This window comes from Bacteroidota bacterium (assembly GCA_016715425.1).
In the GTDB taxonomy this organism is placed as follows: Bacteria; Bacteroidota; Bacteroidia; order Chitinophagales; family BACL12; genus JADKAC01.
The window spans coordinates 204,606-220,388 of record JADKAC010000001.1; the positions used below are offsets into that span (position 1 = coordinate 204,606).

The 15,783-nt window shown below is 32.3% G+C and carries 13 protein-coding genes; 1 reads left to right on the forward strand and 12 read right to left on the reverse strand.

Features of this window, described 5'->3' with window-relative positions; translation table 11 throughout:
• The first annotated feature begins 36 nt into the window (after positions 1 to 36).
• Complete coding sequence (locus tag IPN31_00845; GenBank protein MBK8680466.1) at positions 37 to 681, forward strand: outer membrane lipoprotein carrier protein LolA; 645 nt, start codon at positions 37 to 39, stop codon at positions 679 to 681.
• Between the two features lie 86 nt (positions 682 to 767).
• Here the strand turns inward: IPN31_00845 and IPN31_00850 are convergent, their stop codons facing one another.
• The 12 genes from IPN31_00850 to IPN31_00905 all read right to left on the reverse strand — a co-directional run bounded on the left by IPN31_00850 (position 768) and on the right by IPN31_00905 (position 15,746).
• Complete coding sequence (locus IPN31_00850; protein ID MBK8680467.1) at positions 768 to 4,808, reverse strand: lamin tail domain-containing protein; 4,041 nt, start codon at positions 4,806 to 4,808, stop codon at positions 768 to 770.
• A 253-nt stretch (positions 4,809 to 5,061) separates the two neighbouring features.
• Positions 5,062 to 5,427 carry a DUF1304 domain-containing protein gene (locus IPN31_00855; protein ID MBK8680468.1) on the reverse strand — a complete coding sequence of 122 codons (366 nt, stop codon included), beginning with the start codon at positions 5,425 to 5,427 and terminating at the stop codon, positions 5,062 to 5,064.
• Between the two features lie 72 nt (positions 5,428 to 5,499).
• Positions 5,500 to 6,180: a hypothetical protein gene (locus IPN31_00860; GenBank protein ID MBK8680469.1), complete on the reverse strand. Its 681-nt coding sequence runs from the start codon at positions 6,178 to 6,180 to the stop codon at positions 5,500 to 5,502.
• A gap of 18 nt (positions 6,181 to 6,198) precedes the next feature.
• Positions 6,199 to 6,828 (reverse strand): hypothetical protein, encoded by a 630-nt coding sequence (locus IPN31_00865; protein ID MBK8680470.1) that lies wholly within the window; start codon positions 6,826 to 6,828, stop codon positions 6,199 to 6,201.
• Positions 6,825 to 7,853: a GNAT family N-acetyltransferase gene (locus tag IPN31_00870; GenBank protein MBK8680471.1), complete on the reverse strand. Its 1,029-nt coding sequence runs from the start codon at positions 7,851 to 7,853 to the stop codon at positions 6,825 to 6,827. Before IPN31_00870 ends, IPN31_00865 begins: the two co-directional genes overlap by 4 nt.
• 1 nt (position 7,854) lies before the next feature.
• Positions 7,855 to 10,125, reverse strand: coding sequence for a hypothetical protein (locus IPN31_00875; protein MBK8680472.1), 2,271 nt, complete (start codon positions 10,123 to 10,125; stop codon positions 7,855 to 7,857).
• A complete protein-coding gene (locus IPN31_00880; GenBank protein ID MBK8680473.1) occupies positions 10,115 to 10,960 on the reverse strand; it encodes a hypothetical protein in 846 nt (281 codons plus the stop codon). Before IPN31_00880 ends, IPN31_00875 begins: the two co-directional genes overlap by 11 nt.
• A gap of 2 nt (positions 10,961 to 10,962) precedes the next feature.
• Complete coding sequence (locus tag IPN31_00885; protein MBK8680474.1) at positions 10,963 to 12,039, reverse strand: DUF3419 family protein; 1,077 nt, start codon at positions 12,037 to 12,039, stop codon at positions 10,963 to 10,965.
• A gap of 141 nt (positions 12,040 to 12,180) precedes the next feature.
• Positions 12,181 to 12,954: a CDP-alcohol phosphatidyltransferase family protein gene (locus IPN31_00890; protein ID MBK8680475.1), complete on the reverse strand. Its 774-nt coding sequence runs from the start codon at positions 12,952 to 12,954 to the stop codon at positions 12,181 to 12,183.
• A 159-nt stretch (positions 12,955 to 13,113) separates the two neighbouring features.
• A complete protein-coding gene (locus IPN31_00895) occupies positions 13,114 to 13,410 on the reverse strand; it encodes a MerR family transcriptional regulator (GenBank protein MBK8680476.1) in 297 nt (98 codons plus the stop codon).
• The gene (locus IPN31_00900; protein ID MBK8680477.1) at positions 13,407 to 14,300 is read right to left on the reverse strand and encodes a DnaJ domain-containing protein; all 894 of its coding nucleotides are present in this window, start codon (positions 14,298 to 14,300) and stop codon (positions 13,407 to 13,409) included. The genes IPN31_00895 and IPN31_00900 overlap by 4 nt, the downstream gene beginning before the upstream one ends.
• Before the next feature lie 291 nt (positions 14,301 to 14,591).
• Complete coding sequence (locus IPN31_00905) at positions 14,592 to 15,746, reverse strand: DUF1016 family protein (protein ID MBK8680478.1); 1,155 nt, start codon at positions 15,744 to 15,746, stop codon at positions 14,592 to 14,594.
• Positions 15,747 to 15,783: the final 37 nt, after the last annotated feature.

Genomic DNA, 15,783 nt, shown 5'->3' on the forward strand with positions numbered 1-15,783 from the left:
ATTACAGTATTTAATTTTGAATCATATAAATAATTTATGAAAAAAACATTTTTAGCCATTGCCGCATTTTTTATTGCATTTACAACTATCGCTCAATCAAATGCAGAAGCTGTTAAACTTTTAAAAACAGTTACTTCAAAATATAATGGTTACAAAACCATGAGCATGGATGTAAACCTGACTATTGAAAATCTGGAATCGAAAACAAAAGAACAACGCAAAGGAAAGGCAATGTTAAAGGGAAATAAATTCAACCTGAATTTAGAAAATCAACAAGTGATTTGCGATGGAAAAACTATTTGGGTGTATGTAAAAGATTATAATGAAGTGCAGATAAATAATTTTAATCCCAAAGAAGAAATGATTACTCCTGATCGTATTTTTAAAATTGCAGAAAAAGATTATCTGGTAATGATGGGAGAAAAGGTAAGTGAAGGTGGAAAAAGTTTACAGATAATCGAATTGACACCCAATGATAAATCACAGAGCTATAGCAAAATAAAAGTATATATAGATCCATCAGATAACTCAATTCAAAAAGGTGTTGTGTTTGATAAGAATGCTATTCATTTAACTTATGCTATCAGCAACTTTAAAGCAAATGGCGAAGTGAGCGATACAAATTTTACATTTGATAAATCAAAATATTCTGGGGTTGAAGTAATAGATCTCAGACAATAAGTTACCCCATTCTATATATAAGAAGAAAACCACAAGCGCATCGCTTGTGGTTTTTTTTATAATTATTTTTTATCCAGAATATCACTTTATAGCTTGACTACTTGTTCAATAAATTGTTCGCCGTTAATGGTAATCTCTACCAGATAAATTCCTGCATTTATTGTTTCCAGATTGCAATACAATGTTTGAGATCCTGTTGCAACAATTCCATCATAAAATATTTTCACCATTGCACCTTCCAAACTTATCAGTTGAATTTTAAGTGTGGATGATTTTGGAAAATCAGATTCTATTGCTAAATAATTACTCGCCGGATTTGGATAGATTACAATATTATCCGTAATCATCTCTTCAAGAAAAACAGGAACAGTATCTACCACTTCACATGGTTTACTTGGTGCAGAACCTGGCGAACCTTCCAAACAAATCGTTGTCCAGTTTTCACCTGCATTCATTTTACCTAATGCATCTACAAGTTCTAAGGTATAACCTGCACCATCAGCATCAACCGGCCAGGGTGATTTATCATTGTAATACACAGATAATTGTAATCTGCCGGAGGTATCATACATTCTTATCCATTCGCCATTGCCATTCAGATTGAAATAAAATGATGCATCATAATTTGTAACAAACGGATGTTGTGCAGTAAATTTTGAAAGTGTTTGTGCAAATACCCATCGTTCATCCGGATTTAAAATTCTTCCTTCGGGAATTATATAAGTATGTTCATCGCCGATAGAATCATCCATAAATATCCAGTTTGAAATATCAATTGCTTCATCAGAAATATTCCATACTTCTATCCAATCATCTGCATCTAATGTATCAGAAGAATTATAATTTATTTCACTAAAAACAAGTGGTACATCACAAGGTGTATATGGTAAACCCGGTGAGCCGCCAATGCAACCGTCAAACCAATTCAACGGATTATTTAAATCTGCTGTCGGATCATTTAATTCCAAAGTTCTGCCTTGTGCATCTGCACCTTTTGGCCAGGGTAATGAATCAAAATATTGAATTTCTACTTTTGGAAAATCTTGTTGTGTAAATAATTTTACAAAATCTGTTTCTCCCGAAAATCCAAAACCAATCGGACCGATAAAATTTGTTATCTCCGGATTTTCTGCTTTAAACAATGCAGTATCTTCCACTAACACCAATCGTTCTCCCGGCAATAAATGAATACCATCAGGAATTATAAATTCATGTAGTGGATTTGCATCCTGAATTTTCCATTTACTGATATTTACTTCTGCTTCACCATAGTTATATAATTCAATCCAATCTCCTGCATCCACACTTGCTTCCGAATTATAATTTATTTCACTAACTGTAATTTCTTCCGGCATTGCACTGCCAGTAAATACTGCTGTAAATGTGGTGTTGTAGTTTAAGTTTAAAGTTTGTCCGGGAATAGTTTCATCATCAATTAATGGATGCGAACTCCAATGCGAAAATGTATAACCGGTATTTGCTTCTGCAGTCATTGTAATAGGTACCGCTTGAAAATACACTCCTTCCCAACCTGTATTATAAATTGTCAATGTATTTAATTGAATGCGACCAGCACCTTCAGGTTCAATTTGTAAAGTGATATCGTTTTGTTCTTCCAAATCAAAATAATCTTCTAAATGATTGCGCACTTCCGGCGTACGATATTCAAAATCGCTTCGGATTGCAGAACGATAATCTAAAAAAACATTTATCTGATCTAAAATTGGAGAGCCATCTCCCCAAGTATCTAATTGTCTTCCCATTGCAGGCATCACTTGAGCGAAAATAGAATCTTCAATTGCTAAAGTGCGCTCGGGTAAAAAAGTAGAGTTCATTAAATCTGCATAGCGATTAATAAAGTAATCATGAAACTGCGGATTCGACATCAATGTAATTATCGGACAAGTGTATTCATTGTAATCCATCATATAACTAATCATATCCGAATAAATATTACTCCAGCCATAACCAATTCCCCATTCCAAATCTATCACTGCATATTTCCATTTATTATCGCCACCACGATCACGATACATTTTAATATTATTCCAGGGCCAATCATAATTTCCCATCCATGTTTCAGCAATCATATAATCTGTAAATGATTTCAAATCAAGTTGTGCATCGGCAAGATTATAAAATAATGTATCCGTCGGTGTGGGATATTCATAAATAAAATCACGCATGTTATACCAACTTGTATCCGAACCTTGGAGAGTACGCAGAACTAAACCATACCAATAACTCATGCTCAATAAATCGAGATCATCTTTCTCAATTAAATTCGCTTGTTTGTATCTGCCCGGATCTAATTTTTCACGCAATTCATAAAGGCCCCAATATTCTCCATTCAGATAAACTATCACCGGCGTATATGCCATTGGATCATTGAGAGTGCCATCTAAAGTGCGTTCCATAAATGCATCTTTGTAAGGCAACACATTCCAGAAATTACTGCCGTTGCGTAAATAGAAAGTTTCATAATTCTGGACAAACCATTTACGGGGAATTAATGGATAATTTAAAACACCATCACCATAAGAATCATTGAATGGTTCTATACGAAAACTTTTTTGTGGAAGTGATCGACTACCACCTGCACCCCCATCAATTTTAATTGCAGAATTCCATCCAAACTGTTTTATTTTATCTTCATTAAAATATTCTATGTAGCATGGTTTTTTCCAATCCAACCACCAGTAATCATAAATTCCATTGTCGCCAAATAAATTTTCTTCATCCGTTGTAATTGAAATTACTGGTAATGAAACTGCATCCTCAATAAAGTAAGTTTCTATATGTGGTTTGCTTTGTAAATAATTTTCATCTTCATCCACACACACCGCTTTTAATGCAGTGGTTTCAAAAAGTGTAATTGCTTCCGAATAAAAATTATCATCCGTTGTTGGCGTATTCCCGTCTGTTGTATAATATATTTCTGCAAGTGGATTCGGACATGTAATTCCAATAGTTAAACTATCATTATAAAACCCACCAATACTATCGAATGTTGGCATTTCCATATATCCCAGATAAGGTGTAGAAGTATTATTACTTGCATTAGGTGTTGCAATTTCAAACACAGCAAAATCTGTTGCACCATCCGTGGCTCTTCCATATGAATTATCTGTTTGCTGATTGATTACAAATACAGAATCTATCATTATTCCATCTGCATTACTCAAGAAAATAGTTTCACCTTCGGGTGCAATTTTAAAATTTGTATGTATTGCATCAAAATCAGAATTGGCATCAAACCAATCAGGGGTTGCATCAAATAATGTTGTTGAATCTGCAATACCAAATAATAAAAATGGCTTTGCTGTCAGGTCTGTTGAGAATTCTGAATTATTATGCACTTGCACAGCAAATACATTTGTGCCTTCTACTACTAATAATTTAAAAGCTGACCAATCCAAATAAAATTCATCAGGAGCATATCCTTGATATAATAAAGCTTCATGGTTTGTTGAAGATGCAGCATTATAATCAGGTGTTCCACTTAAGCCATCCATTGCGAATGCAGTTCCATTTATATATGCAATAAATCCATCATCATAATCCATAAAAAAACGAGCTGCAGAAATTAATGAAGTATCGTCAATAGTAAATTCGAATCGTAAATAAACCGACATTGAAGTACTGGCAATCAAGGATGAATCATCACTATCTGCAAAACCAATACTTGCCTTTCCATTTAACCATTCTGCGCCCGTTATATAATCGGGATTCATCCAATCGCTTTCAGTTGCAGCTGTCGGAACTATATAATCATAATAAGTAAGGTCACCTGCCACAGTTTCCCAATGATTTACAAAGCCGGTAGGTTTTCTATCTTTTCCGGAGGCATAAATCAGCAGAAAATCAGAAGGTGATAATATTATATTTGGGAAAGTCCACTTTGCTAAATCTGTTACATCATCACTCAATGCATAATTATATAAATGCATTGTATCTGTGCTTGAATTGTACAGTTCAAGCCAATCTTCATACTTGCCTTCTTCATCTGTTATTTGAGATGCATTGCGATTGCCTGCTTCATTAATTACTACTTGTGCATTTGCGTTTGATAAATAGCAAATTGATAGAAGAAGTATTAAAACAAATTTAGAGAAGACTTTTTTCATGCAATAAAAATACGAAGGGTTTTGATGTAAGTGGGAGAGGTGAATGAGTGCAGGGTGGAAGGCACAGGGTAAAAGGCGAAGTGTGCAGGGCAAAAAGGCAGAAGGTAAGTGGTGAGGCTATTACGTTGAGATTTTTAGTTTTCAAACTAGTATAATTTGAAAAAATTGGCGAAATAATTTAATCTGATTTTGAAAAAGTTGCTATTTGCAAATAATAAAAATTGATTGCCTATTAAAGTAAAGGGAATATTTTTTAGTTGATATACATCAGTATAATCGTTATTAATGCCGGCAAAGCTTGTATATAAAATATTCTTTTCGAAACTGAATATGCGCCATATAATCCTGCGATGGAAACACAACTTAGAAAAAATAATGCAATGCAAAAATGCCAATGCATATCTTGAATAAAAAATGTCCAGGTTAATCCTGCAGCAAGAAAACCATTATACAATCCCTGATTTGCAGCAAATGTTTTTGTCTTTGCAAACATCTCATCGGGTATCGCTCCACGAAAAGTTTTTTTACCCAAAGTTTCCCATGCAAACATTTCCATATAACAGATATAAAAATGTTCGAAGGCGATGAGTGCGATTAAGAGTTTGATTAGAATTTCCATAGTGGGTTATTTGATATTTGGATTGTAGTTAATGTAAACAGTGATGAAGCTAAAGAAATCAGTTCAAAATATTTATTTGTTTTTCACAGATACACCGTCACGCCATTTCATATACCATTTACCAAATGATTTCCACTCACTTTTAGTATTTATTTGTTGAGCGGCAAAAACCTGTCGTTGATATTCAATAGCCTGTGCAGGTGTTAGATTAAAAGTTCTTTTTGCATTACCATATAAGCCGGGTACAACAATCCAATTGCCATTAATAAAAAATAAAGTGTGTGCTGTAAAATTTGTTTTATCCGGACTGTTTAAATACACATGTATGTGATTTTCTATTCCTGCTAATTTTTGTTTTGCAGCGTTACTGAATTGCGCATTTGCCATAGCAGATTGTGTAAGCGGCGTAAATAATACACTCATAATATTAAAGGATTCAATTGAATCTATTATGCCGTCCTTGCCATTCTCTTCCATAGTAGAAATATTATACAGAGATAGCTGCACATTATAATCCACCTTCCCCGAATCTATCCCTTTTACAATTTCAAAATGATCACTTTTATTCAATACGGTAAATTGCTCACCAGTTTCAATAACTATAATTCCCAATGAGTTGAATATGCCGCTAAAATATTCAGTCATGCCCGGCATATTAAGTAGCTTATCCCAACTTCTATATATTTCAGTTTGAGAGTAAACGAGCACTGTGCTGTTAAGTGCAATAAGTGCAAGAAGTATATATTTTTTCAATTTATTCGCTTTAAAAAATTATGCAATAGCTAATAATAAAATACCACCGGCTGCTAAAGGTACTAACAGGTTGTCTATTCCTTTTGTCGAAAACAATTCTATTCCACCTAACAGAATAATTGCGCCAATTAAATCTATGTTTAAATTAAGTTTGAATGCAATACTAACTGCAATGGTCCCAACAATAAATGCCAGTAAGCCCGCTAACGTTTTGTGATTATATTGTAACAACACTTTTGATTTTAAATATTTTCCGGCATACTCAGCAAGTGTATCGCTCACGCCCAACACAACAAATCCAAATTGAAAAGCTTTTATGTTTTCCGGCAGAAATAATATTGCACTTATTCCTACTGCAATTGGAAACCATACCTCTCCCCAAGTAACTCGATTTACTGTATGTAATGCATGTAATAGTTTTGTTAAATGACTCACCGTTAAGAATGCTGAAAATAAAATAGCCATTGCCACAATTTCAATTTGACTTAGATATACAGGAAGAAAAACTGTGAGAGTTGCAGAACTTACATGTATCAATTTCCGTGTATGATCCGATGGTAAATTGGCAAAGCGTTTTAATAATTCTGCAATGATAAATAGAATTGAAAAAGCTACAGTAAAATATAAAAAGTATACGCTTATTATCATGATATAGCACTTGTTAAATTAAATTCATACACTGCATAATAACGAAATATAACTGCATCATCATGAGGCATATTTTTAACTCGGTTATCTAATTGAATGAAAGAATAAATACATTTATTTATCTGATTTTCTTTTGCCCAAAGATGTATCCATGCCACACAGGCATTGCCTAAACCATGTTTCTGAAACGCCGGATCCAATGCCAGTGTTTTTACAATTAAAGCATTATCATAATTGGTTTGGAAATATGCAAAGCCCACAAAATTATTTTCAATAGTAATATTTAAAACAGTATTTCCCTGATGCAATTTACATTCGTTTTGATTGTAGTGAGAAAAAAATCGTTTGCAGAAAACATCGAAATTTATGGGTTCATATCCCCAGTTATTTTGAAATATTTTTTCGGATGCATCATACATATTACGGGCAGTTTGTATCGGTATATTAGTATATGTTGTAATATCCAATTCTTTCAATACATACTTATCTAAATATGGTTTTGATATTTTAATAAGATTATCAAAATAAGTGCGCAACCCGGACTTGTATTCTATAATTTGTGTCGGGTTGCAAGACATCACTGCTTTGTGATAATCCAAACGTTGATTAAGTTCACCCGTAAAACCGGGTTCATTATTTATGCTTTCAGAAATAAAACGATACGGGAGAAAAGTGCTGCCATTTACAGGGCCTTTTAACTTGATGTAGCCTTCCTTTTTGCAGGATTTTATAAGTGATTCAAAAAATTGTGTAATTGCATTTTCTGTTCCGCTATTTTCAAAAAAACCAAAAAATATTTCTTGAGAATTCTGCGATGGATAAATAATACATAACCCTGTGCAGAAAGAATCATTAGTTTCCATAAATGTTTTTGTGTCTTGACGATTTGCTATCAGATTAAAACCAAGTTCCAGATATGTATTCTCTTGAGTAACATGAAAACTGTCGGAATAGATTTTTTTTCGCAATTCAAAAAGCATCTTCAAATGCTGATGGGTTGTATTTTCTATTAGATATGTTGGCATATTAAAATTCAATTTTCCCTTCATCAGCAAATAGGTGTACATGCATACCATCTTGAATAAAGTCTGTCGCATTTTCAACACCAATAATTGCCGGAATTTTTAATTCTCGGGCAATAATAGATGCATGTGATAATACGCCACCGTATTCAATAATTAATCCTTTTGAATTTGCTATTAATGGTGCCCATCCGGGATCTGTGTGAGATGCTACTAAAATTTCAAATGTTATTTTTCTTTGAATATCATACTTTTTAAATACCCCGGCTTTCCCTGATACTTTTCCTCCAAATACAGGTATGCCGGTAAGTTGGTTGTTATTTATATTTCTTGTAGTTGTGTTGCGCACAGGGGCTTCTGTATTTTTCTCTATTGCAAAATGTACTTCAGGTGTTATATTTTCATACGTTTTATATTGATGTATTCGAGAGGCAATTATTTTTTTGTAAGCATCAAATTGTCCCGTGTTATTACATAATAATTTCACTTCTTCATACTCCAAATAGAAAATATCTTCTACTGCATTCAGTTTGTTTTCAGCAACAAGATTTTCAGCAATGTTTAAAAATATCTTTCGCACAATTCCCAGCATGTTTGAGCGAAACATGCGCAATTCCTCTCTTCTTGCTACAAATTTTTTAAGCATTTTTTCTGAGAAAGTAAGTTGCAAATGCGTTTTCTTTTCTTCCTGTTTATTTGGATTAAAAGAAGCCATTAGTTTCAGAGTATTTAATAATTGCTCAGCATGTTCATCTATTCCAGGACTTTCTAATTTTAATTCATTTGCAAACCGGCCACCAAATTGCAGAATATAATCAGACCACATTTGTTGCAATGACGGTAAAGTATTAAGCGAAAACTTAAAACCAATAATATCATTTTGTTCAAGATGAGAAGTTAAAACACTATTATTTAAAATATCTTTTGCCAAAAGATGAAGTGCAATTAATTGATCACCACTTTTTGTTTTAGATTGTAATACCTCATTTATTCTTTGCGGATTTGTGGTTTTACTTTGCTTTCCAAGTATTGTCATTAATATGGTATCATTCTCCACTGTAATATACCACTTGCGTAAAATGCCTGTTTCTAATTTTTCTAAGTATTGCAGGCACGATGCATTTGTTTGTTTCTTCTTTAAAATATTTATTGATTGATTAAGAATTTTATTAGTTGCTTTAGTGAATTGCCAAAGTGTTATGGGGAAAAACAGGATTTTAAAAAAGACAAGAATTGTATATTTAATTGTAAAAAATTTAGTTGGAGCAATCTTTTCAGCAGTATGAATTTCAGCTTTTGTTTTTGCTGTAATCATGCGTTCCAGATTTACTTTATTCTTTTTATAAGCCGGTAAAAATTGCATCATTCTATGCCAGTTGTTCATGTTGTAATACATTCTTCCATAAAAGCATGCAATCATATTATTAAAAATTTCTGATTGATGTTTTTTAAGTTTGACTTTCGAAACACCGGAATACTTCAGGAGATCAAAATATACATAGGCGTATAACTGTTTTACATAAGTGTAAGTTAGTGGCAGCACTATGCCATTATAACTTTCTGAAATATTGGAAGAATCATAATAAATAATTTCACTGTCTGGAAATGGAACACTCACTGTAATGGGTCTGATTTGTAAAATATATAAAGTATCATTTTTAAAGGTCCATTCAACATCCGCATCGAAAGAGAAATCAAGTTTTAGTTTTTTAGAAATTTCAATTAGTTGTTGAATATGTTTTTTATTTAATGATTCATGTATAATAGTTTTGTTTTCAATTGTATTGCCATTCCAAATATGTGCAGATTTTTTAGAAGTAATATGTTTTCTCAATATATCTCCATTCATATTAATCCAATATTGATCACAAGCGGCTCCATTAACAACAGTATCGCATAGTCCTGTATTCGCATTAATTAATATTCCTTTCCCAAGTGAAAAAAATACACCGCTTACCTCACCCGGAATAAACTCCTGTACAATAATTCCACTGTGATTTTGATTAGGCATACTCGCAATTACTCTTTGAATTGCCAATTGCAAATGATGTGTAGGAACTCCAATTTCCGAATGATATTTTCCGGCAGCACTTGATATAACTCCATCTTCTTCCGCAGAAGAACTGCGTACCGCCCAATATTTTATATCGGGATGAGCGTTTATAATTGTATCGAAAATTTTATCAGTTTCTGAAATATCAAATGCTAAAAATGCAGGTACATTATAATTGACTTTTACAAGTCTTTTCAGATTTTCCGCTTTATTACCATGCATGAAATGAGAAATTTAAAGTAACGTAAAGCAAAATAATTCCAACTAAATATATTTTCTGCATCTGTACGTTTTGTTTATTTATATATTTGAAACTGATAACAACAAATAGCATAACGGATAATATGTTTGGAAGAATATATAGCTGTGCTGATAAGAAATAAGATAATGTTGCTATTAAATACAATGCAACACATAACCCTATTGCAGCTTTAAATCCCAATCGTGATGAGTAAGAATCATTTGCTTCGCTCTCCAAAGAAATTGGAAATGTTTTTCTTCCTACTTCAATTAATAAACTTAAAAAATATACACCTGCACAATGATAAAAAATTTGAACGGTCCATAATTTAGGATGTACAAATACAGTGTAGGAAATAAGTTGTAGCGCAATAAGTTGGAAGGTATTAATAATATTATATCCCCAAAAACGAGTTTTAAATTTTGCCGACATAAAAAAATCATACCTGCCTAACAGAGAATATAACAGCAACATAAATGATAGAATACCGGCAAGTGTATCTAAGTAAAAATGTATAAGAAAAAAAATGCTGCCATTGATAAAGCCAATTGTATTTAATTGTTTTATAGAAATTAATCCTCGTTGTACAGGGCGATCCTTGTGAAATGCATCATCAATATCCTTGTCTCTGTTTTCATCAATAATGCGGATATGCAATAAAAAAGAAAGAGCGGAAATAAGCAATAAACTCCATTGCCATAAAGCACCCGGTTTAGCTAATACAATATAGGTGGAATATAAAACAGACGAAGTAGTGAGTGTAAGTATAGCAACCGGGAAACGCTCTTTTTGATATTGATAAAATTGTTTAATCATTCTTATATGTGCTTTTCATACACTTTTACACGATGATAGAAAAAGGCTCTGCCTGTTTCCGGATTCTCTTCATGCGTTATTTCTTTCCAGTTTTGCAAAAAAATATCGGGAGGTATTGTTTTATACCGATGATCCCAATACAATACTTTGGAGCCAACAGAACTTATTTTATCAATTCGTATAAATATATTGTTGCTTTCGGTTGTAAACATACTATCAAATATATCAGATAAAATGTATGTGTTGAAAGTATTTTCCAAAGTAGTATTTAAGAATATATTTAATTCGGCACATACCAATTCTAATTTTTCAATATCGGCTTTTACATTGGGATAGTTCGGGTTTTGTAAAAAGCAAGGATTTATATTCTTCGTATAATAGCCGAATAATATGTATTGCAAAAAATAATTTTCTGAAGCTAAGCAATTTGTGAAATTGAGTTCGGTTTTTTGAAAATAGTCTGCAGGGATTGTCTGTTTGTCTGACTTGTTATGATTAAGTATGCGGGCAAATTTATTAATGAGAAAACCAGTAAAAAATAATTTAAACATAATCCGCCAGCGTAAGGTGTTTATTTTTTTTTGATAATAGAATGTTTGTTCCTCAACATTTTTAACAGCCATGAATTTTTTAAATACAAGTTTTGAATGCACTAACGGAAATAAATATTTTCTTGCTGTGCGAAAGTATCGTTCTAACTTTCCCGACTCTGTCAAGGGCAATTTAGTATCAATATATGTTGTCAGAAATTGCAATTGATCATTAGAGCAAACAGCTTTGAGTTGATTGTAAGCTGAAGTTAAATTTGGTTTAGAGCATTCCATACCACATAAGATTTCCACCGCCTCTTTACTTAAATATGTTATTGCCAGAATTTTTAACTCAAGTAATTTAATTTGAGAAAAATTAAAATCAATTGCAATTAACTTTTCCGGATTTTTTGATGTGAGATACAGTGCATTACATCCTCCTGAGGCAATGATACATATTCGAGAATGAGAAGAAATATTAAGATACTTATCAATCAGAGCAGGGTCTTCCCAACTTTGACCATAACCAATTGGAGTTTTATTTTTCACTTATGAACAATATATTTTCAGCGCTTAATTTATTTTCTATAACAATACGTGTTGCTTAATTATCGGATAGCAAATGAAAAATACAAATTCTAAATTAAACCTTGTGTTTATAAATGATTGTTGCGTATTAAGGTGAAATATTTATTTCACTATAAATATTTTTCTAATTCCTATCAATATAAGAATGAAGACAGAATAATAGATAAAGAAAGGGAGAATGATTTCTACATATCCTGTTATTAATAATGACCCAATAATGAGCAATTGAAATCCAAGTCCGTATATGGAAACTAAAGACATAAACCATTTTGGAAAAGCAACCACATTTTTTGCAGAAGAATCAAGTACATAAATAATGTTATCAAATACGCCGTACATAATTTTATAACTGACAAATAAAATATTGACGAGTTTTTGATTTTCACCAGTTAATGCTTGAGGAAATCCGCTTTCTTGAACTCTGCTCGTTGTATCACCTCCGGGTATATTATTTCGGAGAATAGTGTAGTAATAATTATAAAGAGTTCCTTGTAGTTGCATGGAAAAAAAAGCAAGAACCATAATTAAAAGCGAATTACTTGTAATGCTGTAAATCGAATATAGAAATCCGAAATTCAACAGTATATCGAAATTGGAATCTAAATAGCGACCAACGAGTGAAGGCTTATTTTTTATTCTCGATAATTCGCCATCGGCAGCATCCATTATAGATTTTAAGATTAATAAAAAAAATGCGGCAAAAAATAATTGATTAAGAATACAGAAAATAGCAAGTATGCCAAGAAGTAAAAATAAAAAGGTAACATGAATGGAGGTAAAGCGTGTATTCAATAATAACTCTGCAAATAATTTCGCTGGCTTTCTACCGTAATCTGAAAGATCTAAAAATTTATTTTCTCTGGATACTTTTGACATTATTTATTTAAGCCCTGCAATTTCAATGTATAAATCTTTTGCATTTTTTGGCTATAGTGTTTTCGTAAAAATACCAAGTAGGATTTAATACATGATTTGTAAAATGTGAAGAATCTATTTCAGAGCAGGTTTAATGTATTACACTGATTAACATATTTATTAATCTTGCTCATAAAGCCTTAATCTATTTCTTAATGCATTTAATTCATTGCGCAATATTCTTTCTTTTTCCAATAAATTAAATACTACATCAATGCCTTCAAGGTTCACATTTAATTCATTGTGTAGTCTGATTATTTTTTCCAGATTGCTGATTTCATCCTGATGAATAAATTTCTTGCGCTCTATAATTTGTATCTGGATAAGGCCCATTTGGTTTAACGCATCCACAAATGAAATCTCAATGTTATAAAGCGAACAAAGTGTTTTTGTCGGTATCAGTTGCTGTGATTTCATTTTGTTTTTAATTTTTGTAATTCCTTAAATAGAGCAATTTCTTTTTCACTTAGATTGGTTGGCATTGTGATATGATAAGTGATTATCAAATCACCGAATTGTCCTTCTTTTTTATAGATGGGAAATCCTTTTCCTTTCAACCTTACTTTTGTTTCATTATTTGTTTCAGGTTTTATTTTCAGTTTTACTTTACCATCAAACGTATCAACTATCATTTCTCCACCTAAAACTGCAGTGTATAGATCCAGATCAACATGCAGATGTAAATTATTTCCTTCACGCTTAAACTTTGTATGATTGGTAATTATGAATTGTAGGTATAAATCACCATTTGGTCCTCCGTTAATTCCTTCGCCTCCTTTGCCTTTTATTTTTATTATCTGACCATTTTCAGCACCGGCAGGAATTGTCAATCTGATTTTTTTACCATTCACTGTCAGCACATGTTGTTGGGTTGTGAATACATCATTAAGCGTCAGATGTAATTCTGCATTATAATCCTGCCCTTTAAATTTTGTATTCTGCGATTGACGGAAAGAAGATTTACCTCCTCCAAAAAATGATTCAAAAAAATCAGAATAATCTGCATTCGAAAAATCCTGCTGACCAGAGTATTGTTGCGATTGACGGCGTTGTTCATTTTGTGCTTGTTCGTATTGTTCACCGTGTTTCCATTCCTTGCCATACTTGTCGTACTTCTTGCGATTTTCAGGAACACTTAATACTTCATTTGCTTCATTTATTTCCTTGAATTTTTTTTCTGCTTCTTTATTATTCGGGTTTACATCCGGATGATATTTTCTGGCCAGTTTCCGATAAGCAGCTTTTATCTCTTTATCCGTTGCTGTTTTAGCAACTCCCAACACTTTATAATAATCTATGAATTCCATGAATTGCTTTTTAATAAATTTTAATAGAGCCTAATGTTTTTTCCTGCAATGAATAAAAATAAAACTTCTATTTCATAAAAGTAAATACTGCCAATTAAGCACAGTAGAAAATTAACAATGTGATTATATGTTTTGTTTGAAGAATGGTGTGGTGGTAATATTATTAATAATAAAATAGTACCGCACATTCTCTATTACATCTTTGATCTATCAAATAGTATTTTATCTGACAAGCATCATCCCTCGCTATTTTGGTAGCGGCAATTGTACTTGCATTTAATGCAATCAGCTTTATTGTATTTCTGAATTAGAGAATTGTTCCACTAATTGATTCAGTTTTTTGGCAAGGATATTTTTTGGAATCAGTTTAGTTTCATAGTCGGCAATGAGTGCAGGTGATGTATTTCTTGCCATTGAATATTCCACCACTTCATTGTCTTTCCCTTTGCATAGTAAAATGCCAATACTGTTTTTTTCAAACGATCGCTTTACATCTCTGTCGAGTGCTTCTAAATAAAAATTCAACTTGCCTAAAAACTCTGGTTCAAATTCCTGAATTTTTAATTCAAATAAAACAAGACATTGCAAATCTCTATGGTAAAAAAGCAGGTCTGTGTAGTAATCTTTATTCCCTACTTGTATGCGATATTGATTACCCATGTAAGTGAATCCTTTACCCACTTCAAGAATAAATTTTTGTAAATTTTTTATAAGTGCTTTTTCTAAATCCTTTTCTGAGTGTCCTTCCGGTAAATCAAGGAATTCAAAAATGTAGGGGTCTTTGAAAATGCCTTGAGGTAATTGTGTCAATACTGTTGACACAAATTGATTTCCCATCATAAATCGCTCAAAAGAGCCAGTATTCAATTGCCTTCTTAAATCTCTCATTGACCATTTTTCTTTGATGCTATGGACCAGATAAAAGAATTTTTCTTCGGATGATTTTGTCTTTGAAAGAATTTCCAAATGATTAGTCCACGTTATCTTGCATAACAACTGTCTTACAAGTTGATTTTCTGAATTTTCTAATTGTGTCGGCACTGCCGACACTTTTTTAGATTTTGATTTAGAACTAATAATTTGTGTCGGCAGTGCCGACACTTTTTCAAATTGATTTTCGCTATCAAAATAAGTTTTCAATTGTATAGCTATCGGCGAAACAAAATCAGGGGAAGAATACACTTCATAAAATTGCTTCATTCTATAAAGCCCTCTGCGATTAAAACCCTTCATCTCGGGGTATGCTTTTTCAATAAAAGCAGCCAGTTCATTTACGGTTCCATCACCCCAACTTCCTTCAGTAACTTTTTCAGAAACAATTTTTCCAACCTTAAAATACAACAGCACCAGTTCTTCATTTACTTTTTGATAAGCTCTGTTTCTTGATTCATTAATTAAGGTAACAATGAATTCAAATTCGGAATTATTCTTTATTAATTTTTTCATTGGTGTTGGTAATGAATTTAGTTGCTATTATTTTTTT

Bases quoted from the DNA above. Each gene is read 5' to 3' on its own strand.
- IPN31_00845 (MBK8680466.1), top strand. From the start codon at position 37: ATGAAAAAAACATTTTTAGCCATTGCCGCATTTTTTATTGCATTTACA.
- IPN31_00850 (MBK8680467.1), bottom strand. From the start codon at position 4,808: ATGAAAAAAGTCTTCTCTAAATTTGTTTTAATACTTCTTCTATCAATT.
- IPN31_00855 (MBK8680468.1), bottom strand. From the start codon at position 5,427: ATGGAAATTCTAATCAAACTCTTAATCGCACTCATCGCCTTCGAACAT.
- IPN31_00865 (MBK8680470.1), bottom strand. From the start codon at position 6,828: ATGATAATAAGCGTATACTTTTTATATTTTACTGTAGCTTTTTCAATT.
- IPN31_00870 (MBK8680471.1), bottom strand. From the start codon at position 7,853: ATGCCAACATATCTAATAGAAAATACAACCCATCAGCATTTGAAGATG.
- IPN31_00875 (MBK8680472.1), bottom strand. From the start codon at position 10,125: ATGCATGGTAATAAAGCGGAAAATCTGAAAAGACTTGTAAAAGTCAAT.
- IPN31_00880 (MBK8680473.1), bottom strand. From the start codon at position 10,960: ATGATTAAACAATTTTATCAATATCAAAAAGAGCGTTTCCCGGTTGCT.
- IPN31_00890 (MBK8680475.1), bottom strand. From the start codon at position 12,954: ATGTCAAAAGTATCCAGAGAAAATAAATTTTTAGATCTTTCAGATTAC.
- IPN31_00895 (MBK8680476.1), bottom strand. From the start codon at position 13,410: ATGAAATCACAGCAACTGATACCGACAAAAACACTTTGTTCGCTTTAT.
- IPN31_00900 (MBK8680477.1), bottom strand. From the start codon at position 14,300: ATGGAATTCATAGATTATTATAAAGTGTTGGGAGTTGCTAAAACAGCA.
- IPN31_00905 (MBK8680478.1), bottom strand. From the start codon at position 15,746: ATGAAAAAATTAATAAAGAATAATTCCGAATTTGAATTCATTGTTACC.